Raw genomic sequence first — 11799 nt, forward strand, 5'->3', positions numbered from 1 at the left:
GTTCGCGTCCCTCACTCCGTTCGTCTCAGGAGGCAAAGCTTTGCCGCCGCGCTGCTCGCATCGAACGCCCATCGCCAGGGCGCCAAACAGAGTCGCGATGGATTGCGCAGCTCGACTGCGACGATCCATCTAGTCGAGGACTTCTTCGAGAACCTCGCGGAGCTTGTCGGCCGTGAAGGGCTTCACGACGTATCCGTTGGCTCCGAGTTCCACGGCTTCGCTCATGGCACTCTGACCACCTTCCGTGGTCACCATCACCACGGGAGTGTCTTCGAATTCCTCGCGATCGCGCAACGCCTTCAAGAAATCGAGCCCGCTCATGTTTGGCATATTGACGTCGCTAAATATCAAGTCCACCGGCCCTTGGTCCAGAGCGGCCAACCCTTCTATGCCATCACCGGCTTCCAGCACCTCGGCGCCGTCATACCCGGCCTGGCGAAGAGTTCGCATTACTATTTTACGCATCGTCGATGAATCATCAACAATCAGGATCTTCACGGCATTCCCCTTCGTTGGCTATCGCTTGGATCAATTTCGGATGGGCACATAGATCGCTTTAGCGAGCAATGCTCAAATGAGTAGAAAATTCGTACAGCGCGAGTTGCTCATTCTTTCGACTGAGCATCTACTCAGGAAAACGCATTAGCGAGCAGTTGGAGAATCCTTCGGATAGGAAATCCAACGTCCATTGCCGCGCGCCTTTCCCTCGCTCCCCTTGGACGGAGCCGCGGTACCGGACACGCCGAGGATGTCTTCATTGACGAGGGCGCGAAGGTCATTCATGCTCAGCCATTGGGTATTGCTGTCGCTCGCATAGACGAAACCCTCGTCGACGGCCCTTCCTTCGGATGATTTCCAGTTGCGTTTGATTACGTAATGGGAATCGAACTCTCGAGCATCTCTCCCTTCTTCACTCGTCAACAGAAGCTCGTGCAACTTCTCGCCGGGCCGCATCCCCATTTCGCGAATGGTTGCATTGGGTGCCATCACCTGGGCAAGTTCCTCGACCCGCATACTGGGGATCTTCGGAACGAAGATTTCTCCTCCGCGCATCTCGCGAATCGCAAGATCGACGAAATCGACCGCCTGACCGAGAGACAACCAGAATCGGGTCATTCGACGATCCGTCAGGGTCAACACCCCCGTCTCGGCTTGCTTGCGAAACAACGGGATCACACTGCCCCGACTGCCGACCACGTTCCCATAGCGCACGCACGAAAAACGAGAGCGCCTCGGCCCAGCGTAGACATTGCCGTGAACAAATAGTTTTTCCGCGCAGAGCTTCGTCGCGCCATAGAGATTCACCGGATTCACCGCTTTGTCCGTAGAAAGTGCCACGCAGCGTGCGACACCCGAATCGATCGCGGCATCGACTACGTTCTGGGCGCCATTGATATTCGTCTTTACCGCCTCGGCGGGATTGAATTCACAAATGGGAACCTGTTTCATGGCGGCAGCATGGACGACGAGATCCACTCCATACATTGCACGTTGCAATCTCTGTGCATCGCGAACATCGCCGATGAAGAAGCGAAGCCGCGGATCGTTCTTGAATGTCCGCGCCATCTCGTACTGCTTGAGTTCATCGCGGCTGAAGACGCGGATGGTACAACGGGAATCCGACGCCAAGCGTTTGGCAACGAATGCGTGTCCGAATGATCCGGTGCCCCCGGTCAGTAGGATCTGAGTTGGCTTCTCACTCACCTGCATCCCCTTCTCGAATCGCTCTCCGCGTAACTCGGTCAATTTTTCCGACCCAGCACTTCATTCTGAAACAGCGAGCGCACTGGTTGAGTACCTGTCGCAATATTGATGCCAAACCGGAACGTAGAAGAACTTGACCGGGGACATCGCGGCTTCGATATGCTCGCAGTCAAACGTGTCGCGCGATGAATCGGGGCGGATCTTTGATTTTTGAATTAAACGCCTGTGCGAGATCCCGGCGCCTGGTCAGCGACCGGCTCTTCTGGATCAACTCATCGCCCAGATGGCGCAGTTGATCGACGATCAACTCTTCGAGGCGCAACACGGCATCGATGTTGTTTTGCGACACGTTGTCGAGGGGAAATTCGGTGTCACCGTATCGGGAGAAGTCTGAGAACGCATCTCGCTGTCGTTCCAGAAGCAGATCCATTTCTTCAGGCGGTAGGTCTGCCCGCAGCGCTTCGAGCACAGCATTGGTCTGCACGAGCAGCTCTCTCGATCGCTCGATCTGGTTCCGGCTCACCGTTGAATTCTCGCAAGCGTGGCTTCGGCTTCGGCCAGGTCCGGGGGGTTTCGGGCGATCTCGACCCAGGCGGAGTGGAGTTCGCTCAGCACACTCGATGCCTCATCGAACGATTCCTCCCGTCCCTGTACGTTGGCCTCCAACAGCTTCTCCGTAATGAACATGTAGAGAGCGTCGAGATTTTGGCTGATATCTCCACCGATCTCCATGTTGAGACTCTGCTGAAGTTCTGCCACGATCGCGAGGGCTCGAGAGACCCCATTGCCTCGATCTTGCAGACGCCCCGTCTGGTGAGCCGCTTTTGCAACCGCAATGAAGCGCAACGCACCCTCGTACAACTTCACGATCAGCATTTCTGGAGTCGCGGTGCGAATCTCCATCTCTCGATATCGAGCACCCACTCAGCGACGACTCCCAATTCCCAGACCCAAAAGAAAGCCCGACTGCGCATTGAAACTCGCAACGATTTGTTCGAGGCGCGTAAACTGTGCAATCAATGTTTCCTGGCGCTTTCCCAACCGGCGAGTAAAGCGATCGATCGAATCATCAAACCCTTTTAGACGCGCATCGAATCCCTGATCTCGAATCGCGAGCAGTCCGTCGCCTACTCGTACCACCGGCTTCAACAGGCTGGCGATTCCGGTTGCCAATCCTTCCTCGAAGCTATCGACCAAGGTGCCCTCGATGATGTCGCCGTTGCCGTCTCGCCGAGGAACCTGAATGGGTTCGCCATTCACATCCACCTCCACTGAGCCGGAAAACAGACGGCGAACCGCAAGCGTGTTTCTTTCGAGTGCCTCGATCAGTTTATCCTTGTCGAGGGTGAGCTTCCCGCCTTCCTTGAATTCAAGACCAATGGCTGCGGCGCTGGTAAAGGGGTTGTTGGGGGCGGATGTAAAATTGAAGCGCCGGCCAATCGCGTTGAGAAGCCTCGCCTTAATGGTCCTGAGGGTCGAGTCGTTGCCCAAGGGACCGTTTCTCTTGGTCGCTTTGTCTACCTTCTGTTGATTATTGATGAAGGTCATGACATCGTTGAATTTTGAGATGAAACTTTTGATTGTGGTTGCGATGGCCTCATCGTCTACGTCGATGTCCAACGAGACCTTCTCATAGATCGGATCGATGCTTGGATCCGCAGTCACTTCTGCGAGATTTTCGATCTCGCTCAACCCTTTCAATTCGAAGGTCAACCCCGCGAGTACATCGGTGATGGTATTCGAATTTCGGGTAAGGCTGAGCCCACTGACGGTGAACTCTGCATTGGTCGCGGCGTGGGTTAGACTTGCGTCCACCGAGATTGCGGTACCGCTCAGGGTGAAGTCCGCTTCTTCGCCTTCGTTGTTACCAGTAAGAACCAACCGAAACTCATCATCGGCGATCTGTACGATTTCGGCGGTGATGTTGTCCTCGTTATTGACATCCGAATTGATCAGAGCCTTGAGCGCAGCCAGCGTAATTCCGTCCTGGCCAACCGTGTAGTCAAATATTGTTGTGGCAGTTTTCGGAGGAATCGCGCTCGGATCTGCATCATTCAGTTCGATACGAATCGTGCTGCCTGCCGCGATTTCCGCGGTATCCGCCGTGGTAAACGTCGTGCTGAACTGCCTGCCAGAGGACGCAAGTTGTTGAACTGTCAGATCCAGATTGCCTGGAGTGGCACCGTTTGATGCGGTGGCCGTCAAGACATCTTCGTCGCTGCTCTCGGTCTTGTAGGTAAGGAATTCTTCGTCGGAAGATTCACTGCTCCCGAACAGGCCACGATTGTCGATCTCTCGGGCAGCGTCGCGCAAGGCGAGCAACTTCGTGTTCAGGTCCTGCATCAGATCTTGCTGATCTGCGACGTCGTTTCGCCGTGCTTCGAGGCGATTGAGGGGCTCGCGTTCGATCAGGAGCAGGTTTTCGATCAGCGCAGATGTATCGAGTCCCGTGGCTAAACCGGAGAAGGTCGGTCGCGAATCGGGCAGACCGCCGCCAATTGCACTCGCCATCTCGCCTCCTCCTTCTCCGCTTACACCGAAGCCCTCGGTAACAAGATGTTGCCGAGGGCCTCAGTTCTCAGGCGAGTGTCGTAACCGATCGCTGTATCGCTATTGCAGTAGCGACAAAGCACTCTGGGTCGAGACGTTTGCCTGTCCTAGAACCGAAATGCCCGCTTGTTGCAGTACTTGGTTCCTCGTCAATTCGGCCGTTTCACTTGCGAAGTCTACGTCGCGAATTCGCGATTCTGCTGCCGAGGTATTCTCGATCGCAACCGCGAGAGATCGAATCGTTGACTCGAGACGGTTCTGCACCGTACCGAAGGTTGCCCGGAGACTTGCCACAGTTGAAATCGCGCTATCGATCGTATCGAGTGTAGTCTGTGCGCCTGACTGCGTATCGATCGAGACGGATGACCCGATTCCGATTCCGGACGAAGTCGCATCGACCGCACTCACGGTGATCTGATCGCTGCTCGTATTCTGCGTTCCAATCTGAAACGTAATGGACGAAGCACCGTTAAGAATCAATTGGCCGTTGAACTGCGTCACGCTGGCAATACGAGTAATTTCCGCTGCCAGGTCGCGAAATTCGTTATCGATCGTCGTTCGTTCGCTGCTTCCGAGCGTCCCGTTGGCAGCTTGAATGGACAGCTCCCGCATACGAATGAGAATTCCACTCGTCTCATTGAGTGCACCTTCAGCGATCTGCAACAACGAAATGGCATCATTTGCGTTTCGCTGCGCTTGCCCGAGACTTCTAACCTCAGCTCGAAAACTCTCTGAAATGGCCAGCCCCGCAGCGTCATCTGCAGCGCGCGTGATGCGCAGACCAGAAGAGAGTCGCTGAAGCGATTTCGCAAGGCGCAGAGTGGTGTTGACCAGGTTGCGCTGGGCATTGATCGACGCAATGTTGTTATTGACTCTTAATCCCATGACTCTTTATCCTCCCTGAAGACCGAGCTCCCCACCTTCCTTGGTGAGGTAGTAGACAAACGTCGACCGCATTGAACACGTCATGCGCTCGGCACGTGCTCATTGGTTGCAACTGACGTGCCACTTCGTTTCCGGCTTCTTGCGCCATTGAGAACAGGCAAGATCCCATCACCAACCGGAAGCGCACCTATCATGCACAGGCAAGTACTGGCAACTGTGTTGCAGGGCGCTTGCAAAATGGATGCAGGTCGGGATTGCGCACTGAAGTGTCGTGTTTCAAGCTGCCCACCCGATCTTCATCACACCCTCGTGGTCGCGCGGTCTAGAGGCACTGATCTTGCAGTCAACCTCCTCTATGGACGCACGGACCGCATTCGCCACAGAGATCCGCAGCGGCTCTGCTCCCCAGCTTCAATGCCGATCCGTCCTGCCTGACGAGCGAGAAGCCCTGCTGGCCTGGTTGAATCGAGGATTGCGAGAAGGTCGCAAGCAACGGCTCGAAGCCGAGTTCCCCACAGCGCTGTTCTCGCAGGATCTCGCGAAGGATCTCGACAAGCACATCGTGGTTCGCTGCGGGGGCCGCCTGGCCTCTCACGTGCTGGTGCACACGATCCCAGTCGAAGCCGTAGGCCTACGCATTGAGCTGGGAATGATTGGCATGGTCTATACCGACCCGGCCTTTCGCGGTCGCGGCGCCGCACGCTACGGACTCGAGCGAGCGCTCGAGCAGTTGAAGCGACACGGCACGCCGCTTGCCATTCTCTGGAGTGATCTGGACGCGTTCTACAATCGCCTCGGGTTTGATCGGGCAGGTGTTGAGAACTTCTACTTGCTGAGTGCATCGCAATGCCGTCGCGCATTGAGTCCAAACGATGAGAACGTGAGGGTCAGGCCAGTCATCGCCTCCGACTGGCCAGAACTCGAACGTCTCTATGCCGCGAAACCCTGTCGACACCTGCGTCGGGTCGGCGATCTGGCGCGGCTCGCTGCTGGTCCCGATTGCGAAACGCTCGTGGCCATACAAGGGAGAGTCCTGACCGCTTATGCGACGATGGGACGCGGGGATGACCTCATCGGAGTCGTACACGAATGGGCAGGAGAAGCCGACGGCCTGGTCGCGTGCCTGAACCACTTCACTCGAACGCGGGCCGAGATCACCCTGCTCGAAGGCCCGGTGCACGAGACGGCGACACGTCCGCTTCGAATTACCGGCACGCGACCCCATCCCGGATCATTGGGGCTGATGCGTATTCTCGATGTCGAACAACTCTGGTCGACATTGTCCAGTGGATGTGAGTCTCTTCTGAACATTCGGCTCAGAGCCGACTCGGCCGCAAAAGATGCCTACGTGCTCGAGACGCCTCAGCGCAGTTTCAAAATGAGTCATCGGGACACGCTTTCCCTTCTCTTCGGTCCGTCGATACCTCGGGCGCTACATCTCGGACTCGACCCCGAAATCAGATTTTCGCTTCAAACGAGATTCCCCTGGCCAATGTTTCTCTGGGGCTTCGATTCGATCTAGTGGAGAGGGCCTCGCTTTGATCTGGCTTACAAGAACCGACGGCGATCAGTTCATGCTCAATGATGACCAAATCCTGTGGATCGAACCACTCCATGACACGATTGTCGTACTCCATTCGGGAGATCGTTTGCGCGTTCTCGAAAGCGGAGATGAGATCAAGGAAAGGATTATTCACTGGCGGAGAAAACTACTGGGCCTCTCCTTCTTTTCCGCCGATGAAGTCGATTCCGGAGAGTGAACAAGATGGATCGATCCAGCATCGCCGGCCTGATCATCGGGATATCCGCCCTGCTGATCGGGCAGTACATCGAGGGTGGCCACCTCGGAACCCTGTTTCGAGGCACCGCCGGCCTCATCGTGGTCGGTGGAACCCTGGGAGCCACCCTGCTTTCGGTGCCCATTGGAGACGTTCGCCGGGCGCTTCAAATCGTTCGTTCAGTGTTCTTGCGAGCGGAGTTCGCGATCGAAGATGCGATCGATCAATTTGCACAACTTGCCACCATCGCACGCAAAGACGGAATCGTTGCCCTCGAAGAACTAGCGGATGATTTCGAGGATCCATTCATGCGCCGCGCACTCGCCCATGTCATCGATGGCGTGAACGAAGCAACCCTGCGGGAGATTCTATTTACCGATATCGACATTCGGATGGAACGAGACACCGCGGCTGCGCGAGTCTTCGACATCGCCGGGGGATACGCGCCCACGATAGGAATTCTCGGCGCAGTGCTGGGTTTGATTCACGCAATGGAATCCCTTTCAGACCCAACCCAGTTGGGACACGGAATTGCGGTGGCCTTCGTGGCCACAATCTATGGCGTCGGGTTCGCCAATCTCATTCTGTTGCCGCTAGGGGCGAAGCTCCACCGCATCATCGCCCAGCGCAGGGTGTGTGAAGAGATGACGGTAGAAGGAGTCCTCGCTCTACAGGGAGGTCTCGCACCCAGCGCCGTTCGAACTCGATTGCTCTCCTGGCCGAGTATGAACAACGCGATTGAAGAAGCGCGTCTGTGAGGCGGAGGAGACGACCCTACTATAGGCCCGACAGTGATAGGTGGCTGATTTCCTACGCCGACTACGTCACGCTGCTGCTCGCACTCTTCGTCGTCCTCTACGCCATGTCCTCGGTCGACAAGGAGAGAATGCAGAGCGCCATCTCGGGCATGCGAACGGCCTTTGCCCAGACGGACAGTAGTTCCGTATCCATCGAAACCGTGATTCAAATTCCCAGAGCCAATCCGAGCGACGAGACGGACACGTCCGAAGACGACGATAGTGACATCTCGTACGTGATCCTGCGCGATCGTCTGGAAACTACTCTCGAAGAACAGACGGGAACAGATAGCGACGCTGCGGGCATGCGAACCCACCGCAGCGATCGAGGACTCGTCATCTCGCTTGCGGCAAAAGACTTCTTCCATCCGGGAGATACTGAGATCCTCAGGGAAGCGCTGGGCCCGCTCAACGCGATCGGCTCGGTGCTTGCGCTGTCTACGCAACTCATTCGCATCGAGGGTCATACCGACAACACGCCGATCAACACCGAACGGTTTCCATCCAACTGGGAGCTTTCGACGGCTCGGGCTTCTGCGGTAGCCCGGCATTTGATCAAGCACCTCCAGATTGCACCGCGTCGCATCGGCGCATCGGGTTACGCGGAATTTCAACCGATCGCACCAAACGACAGCCCTGAGAATCGAGCGCTCAATCGCCGCATCGACATTGTCGTCCTCAAGACTGCACAGGAGCAGGTTGAACAACCCGAGATCGACGAACTGGAAGCTAGGTCTCCGCTTCAAACGCTTCTTGAACAACTGCCTCCGCTGTCGGAATAGCGCCGCTGTTTCCGCAGCCATCGAAGCGGGCCCTGAGTGGATCGCTGCGAACGAGAATCTCAGTCGCGATCGACGGGAAGCACCAATCGCGTAACCACCAGGTCGTCCAAAGTCTCCACGCTGATCTGACCCCCGTGATCTTCTGCGATGTCGCGACTCAGTCGGACATGCTCAGCACGCAAGCATTCGGCCGCTAAATCCGAAGGCCGGGAGCACTTGTCGCCGCTGGTGTCGAGCTGACCGCTTCTATCGTCGATCAAGTCGACGCTCACTTCGATAATGACCTGGCTCCCTCGAAGATCGGCCTGGATCGCGACCGCACTTTCGGGGGTCGCGATGGCCAACGCGCGAGCCAACATGTCAATCAGCAGACACTCTATTCGCAACCGCTGACATCGCATGGGCGGAATATCTGAAACACGAACTTCGATACCGTGCTCGACGGTTTCGCGTCGCACAACCACGGCCAATGCTCGTTCGATCACGTCCGAGACATTGATCCAATACATCGGTGCCGTTTCGCCAAGTGCCAATTCGTGAAAGTCTGCGCCGATCAATTGCAGGCGAGACGTTCCTTCTTCGACGTCATCGATCAACGGCCCGAGATCTGCGAGAAACTCGCGAAACTGATTCGCATCGGCAGTCGCCAGCGCTGCCCTCAGGTCATGCGCCTCACTGCTCTCGAATTCACTGGGAAGTCTCTCCATCAAGGCTCGAGCGGTTTCGACCAGGGTGCCGATGACGTTCTGCATGGATTCAACTTCGTCGCGTACGCTGCGGAGATTCGAAAGTACGTAGCTGACCGGGTCCGTCGCCCGTTCCGCGATGCTAGTGGCCATTTCGAAGACGGTCTCGCGACCCGCCCCCGCAATGATGCGTCGCTCCATTTCTCGACCTTGGCGTGCGCCTGCCGAGAGATCGCGCTGTAGGCCTCCGATCTTGGCTTCGTGATTGGCGATCTCCCCAAGACGCATGAGAAGGGCACCCACATCGTCCGCCAGTCGGGATAGCTCACGAGTCTGTCCGCCCGAAAACCAGTGTCCGGAGCAATCACCCATCTCGATGACGCCAATGGAGCGCCCTTCGCTGAGGACGGGAACCCACAGGAACGACGAGAGCGATCCGCAGGATGTTTCGCGGCCCAACACATCGCATCGACTGAGGGATTCACGCGCCGTTCGTTCGACCCATTCGGCTTCGGCAATCGACATTTCTGTGCCACGTGCCGCGGCAACAAAGAGAACTTCGGAGCCGGGGTCCGCGAGAAACAACGCACTCTGCTGGGCCGGGAAAAAGTGCTGAAGAATTCGCAGGATTTCACTTGCGACACTCTCGCGACTACATGGGGACTCGAGCAAGGCATTGAAATGCAGAAGCCATGCGCGCAGTTCTCCTGCGGCATCGGCTGAACTCTTCGGCGACGCAGCTCGTCTGTCCGAGTGCGATTCGCGCTCCGCGTTAGGGCCGACCGGCGCATCTGCGCCAGATCGCGCCGCGACCCCATGGGTCAGCTCTCTGAACATGGCATTCGCCATCCTCACTTCCTCATGCCACCAAACCGCTCGGCGTTCATCGACGTGCGACCCGCCCTACCCTCGTGTCTTATTCGATCGCTTCTTGCAGCTGTTCGGTTTCGGCAGCCTGGGGCTGAGCCTTGGGATCCAACGCGGGAATTTCTTCGCGGGTCGAATACCGAGGATCGTCCAGGATTACCTGAGCTGCACGGCGCGCGTCGCGGTTGATTACGATCGGAGCACTCAGGTTCAGCGATACCTTGGAGCCGTAAAAACTCGCGAACACCACGATCTCGAGATGATCAGAATTCGAGATATCCAGGCCCTTGAGGTGCCGCGTAGCTATCGCCGGGTCATATCCCGGAAAGAAGTGCCACGGGTTGGCAATCACGAACGCCAATTTCGGATCGTCGAGGGATACGAGCCACGAAAAGCTCTCGGTTTCGCTGTGATCCATTACCGCGAAGCGTGTTGCATTGGCAAAGCCCGGAAGCCCGCTGAAGTGCAGAACCGCTTTGTCATCGACTTCGATGCGACCAAAGCGACTCGTCTCGATTGAGAGAGTTTCACCCATCTTGTCCACCTTTCCTTTTGAGTGCGCTTTCGCGCAATCGTGTCACTGCGTTGCGAACGGCTGCATCGCGCGAACCCGCCGCAGCCAAATTGGCTGACGCAATCCGGTCGTACACCTCTTCCCTCAGAATCTCGACGCTTTCTGGGGCATCGATCGCGACGCGAACCTGTCCTGCTGAACAGGCCACCATCGTGATTCGAATGTGGTCGTCAATTCTGAGGCTTTCACCTTGCCTACGTGTCAACACAAGCATCTTGCTCTCCGTTACAGGAAGCTCAGTAGATTGGTTTGCAGAATGCGTGACGTGACTTCTATCGAGCCCCGGAGCGCTGCTTCTTGTTGCACCAGGGATGAGAAGACTTCGATACTGTCGGCATTCTCGAGTTGAGACAGTTGCTCTTGAAGCAACGCGTCGCGGTCAATATGTCGTCGCTCCCAGAGCTCGGCTTGGGTAGCCGATGCACCGACGCTGGTTCTCTCTGCACTCAATTCGTTGAGCGCGGTATTGATTCGATCGGTAATGGCTGCAACAGCGGCCTGATCGTTGGTGTCGAGCGCCGTCCACAGGTCTTCGATGATCTCGAAGAGGTTCTCGCCACCGCCGGCTCCGCTGAAAACGCGATCACCCCGGAGCGTCACCTGCAGATCAACTCCCTCGTCGATCGCGATCCGGATCTCGTTCGTATCTCCAGAGAACGTCACAGTGGGTGCTGGAGAGCCCGATACGAAAGCGCCGCTTACGGCAAATGGATCCGCGTCGGTGGCAAAGCCCGCGAACACCCGCCCCCCCCCCGAATCGCGTAAGTTTGATTCGCGCATCAATTGTCCGTGGAGTTGCACGATCTCCTGCGCCAGTAGTTTGCGACTGTTGGAATCCTGGGTCCCATTGGCTCCCTGTATCGCGAGTACCCTGGCGCGAACCAGCGTCTGGTAGGTGCCGTCGATGGCTGCTTCTGTCGTACTGACACGTAAACGGCTGGACGTGATGTTTTGGCGAAACTGAGCGATTTGAGCCAATCCATCGCGGATCAGTGTCACGGCACGAACTCCCACCGGATCGTCCGAGGGCCGATTGATGTCCTTGAGCGTCGAAGCGCGTTCCTGAATTTCTGCGAGACGCGCACGCTGTTCTTGCGCGTTGTGAACGCCAAATCGATACATCATCGTGTTGGTAATACGCATATTGCCGTCCTTTTCCCACTCGTCTCAACAAGG

The 11799-nt window shown here is 56.8% G+C and carries 14 protein-coding genes; 4 read left to right on the forward strand and 10 right to left on the reverse strand.

The window, feature by feature from the left end:
• Positions 1 to 129: 129 nt before the first annotated feature.
• The 6 genes from IH881_01065 to IH881_01090 all read right to left on the reverse strand — a co-directional run bounded on the left by IH881_01065 (position 130) and on the right by IH881_01090 (position 5139).
• Positions 130 to 498, reverse strand: a complete 369-nt coding sequence (locus IH881_01065; protein ID MCH7866255.1) for a response regulator — start codon at positions 496 to 498, stop codon at positions 130 to 132.
• Positions 499 to 642: 144 nt separating this feature from the next.
• Positions 643 to 1710 carry a UDP-N-acetylglucosamine 4,6-dehydratase (inverting) gene (pseB, locus tag IH881_01070; protein ID MCH7866256.1) on the reverse strand — a complete coding sequence of 356 codons (1068 nt, stop codon included), beginning with the start codon at positions 1708 to 1710 and terminating at the stop codon, positions 643 to 645.
• Positions 1711 to 1873: 163 nt separating this feature from the next.
• Positions 1874 to 2227: a hypothetical protein gene (locus IH881_01075; GenBank protein MCH7866257.1), complete on the reverse strand. Its 354-nt coding sequence runs from the start codon at positions 2225 to 2227 to the stop codon at positions 1874 to 1876.
• On the reverse strand, positions 2224 to 2628 hold the full coding sequence (fliS, locus tag IH881_01080) for a flagellar export chaperone FliS (GenBank protein ID MCH7866258.1): 405 nt from the start codon (positions 2626 to 2628) through the stop codon (positions 2224 to 2226). The genes IH881_01075 and fliS overlap by 4 nt, the downstream gene beginning before the upstream one ends.
• Positions 2629 to 4215, reverse strand: coding sequence for a flagellar filament capping protein FliD (fliD, locus tag IH881_01085; GenBank protein MCH7866259.1), 1587 nt, complete (start codon positions 4213 to 4215; stop codon positions 2629 to 2631).
• Positions 4216 to 4314: 99 nt separating this feature from the next.
• On the reverse strand, positions 4315 to 5139 hold the full coding sequence (locus IH881_01090; protein ID MCH7866260.1) for a flagellin FliC: 825 nt from the start codon (positions 5137 to 5139) through the stop codon (positions 4315 to 4317).
• Between the two features lie 355 nt (positions 5140 to 5494).
• Between IH881_01090 and IH881_01095 the strand changes: the two genes are divergently transcribed.
• Genes IH881_01095 through IH881_01110 form a run of 4 tightly spaced genes read left to right on the forward strand, consistent with a single transcriptional unit; the run spans position 5495 to position 8496 of the window.
• Positions 5495 to 6661, forward strand: coding sequence for a GNAT family N-acetyltransferase (locus IH881_01095; GenBank protein MCH7866261.1), 1167 nt, complete (start codon positions 5495 to 5497; stop codon positions 6659 to 6661).
• Positions 6662 to 6677: 16 nt separating this feature from the next.
• Positions 6678 to 6899 carry a flagellar FlbD family protein gene (locus IH881_01100; GenBank protein ID MCH7866262.1) on the forward strand — a complete coding sequence of 74 codons (222 nt, stop codon included), beginning with the start codon at positions 6678 to 6680 and terminating at the stop codon, positions 6897 to 6899.
• A 5-nt stretch (positions 6900 to 6904) separates the two neighbouring features.
• On the forward strand, positions 6905 to 7675 hold the full coding sequence (locus IH881_01105; protein MCH7866263.1) for a flagellar motor protein: 771 nt from the start codon (positions 6905 to 6907) through the stop codon (positions 7673 to 7675).
• Positions 7672 to 8496, forward strand: coding sequence for an OmpA family protein (locus IH881_01110; GenBank protein ID MCH7866264.1), 825 nt, complete (start codon positions 7672 to 7674; stop codon positions 8494 to 8496). Before IH881_01105 ends, IH881_01110 begins: the two co-directional genes overlap by 4 nt.
• 59 nt (positions 8497 to 8555) lie before the next feature.
• Here the strand turns inward: IH881_01110 and IH881_01115 are convergent, their stop codons facing one another.
• The 4 genes from IH881_01115 to flgL all read right to left on the reverse strand — a co-directional run bounded on the left by IH881_01115 (position 8556) and on the right by flgL (position 11766).
• Positions 8556 to 10031 carry a hypothetical protein gene (locus IH881_01115; protein MCH7866265.1) on the reverse strand — a complete coding sequence of 492 codons (1476 nt, stop codon included), beginning with the start codon at positions 10029 to 10031 and terminating at the stop codon, positions 8556 to 8558.
• A 67-nt stretch (positions 10032 to 10098) separates the two neighbouring features.
• Entirely contained in the window at positions 10099 to 10584 is a 486-nt protein-coding gene (locus tag IH881_01120) for a flagellar assembly protein FliW (GenBank protein MCH7866266.1), read from the reverse strand.
• Entirely contained in the window at positions 10577 to 10837 is a 261-nt protein-coding gene (gene csrA, locus IH881_01125; GenBank protein ID MCH7866267.1) for a carbon storage regulator CsrA, read from the reverse strand. The genes IH881_01120 and csrA overlap by 8 nt, the downstream gene beginning before the upstream one ends.
• 11 nt (positions 10838 to 10848) lie before the next feature.
• Entirely contained in the window at positions 10849 to 11766 is a 918-nt protein-coding gene (gene flgL, locus IH881_01130) for a flagellar hook-associated protein FlgL (protein MCH7866268.1), read from the reverse strand.
• Positions 11767 to 11799 lie beyond the last annotated feature (33 nt).

The organism is Myxococcales bacterium (assembly GCA_022563535.1).
Taxonomy (GTDB): Bacteria; Myxococcota_A; UBA9160; order UBA9160; family UBA4427; genus DUBZ01.

Excerpts from the sequence above, each read along its gene's own strand:
- pseB (MCH7866256.1), bottom strand. The coding sequence starts at position 1,710 with ATGCAGGTGAGTGAGAAGCCAACTCAGATCCTACTGACCGGGGGCACC.
- fliD (MCH7866259.1), bottom strand. The coding sequence starts at position 4,215 with ATGGCGAGTGCAATTGGCGGCGGTCTGCCCGATTCGCGACCGACCTTC.
- IH881_01090 (MCH7866260.1), bottom strand. The coding sequence starts at position 5,139 with ATGGGATTAAGAGTCAATAACAACATTGCGTCGATCAATGCCCAGCGC.
- IH881_01095 (MCH7866261.1), top strand. The coding sequence starts at position 5,495 with ATGGACGCACGGACCGCATTCGCCACAGAGATCCGCAGCGGCTCTGCT.
- IH881_01105 (MCH7866263.1), top strand. The coding sequence starts at position 6,905 with ATGGATCGATCCAGCATCGCCGGCCTGATCATCGGGATATCCGCCCTG.
- IH881_01115 (MCH7866265.1), bottom strand. The coding sequence starts at position 10,031 with ATGGCGAATGCCATGTTCAGAGAGCTGACCCATGGGGTCGCGGCGCGA.
- IH881_01120 (MCH7866266.1), bottom strand. The coding sequence starts at position 10,584 with ATGGGTGAAACTCTCTCAATCGAGACGAGTCGCTTTGGTCGCATCGAA.
- csrA (MCH7866267.1), bottom strand. The coding sequence starts at position 10,837 with ATGCTTGTGTTGACACGTAGGCAAGGTGAAAGCCTCAGAATTGACGAC.
- flgL (MCH7866268.1), bottom strand. The coding sequence starts at position 11,766 with ATGCGTATTACCAACACGATGATGTATCGATTTGGCGTTCACAACGCG.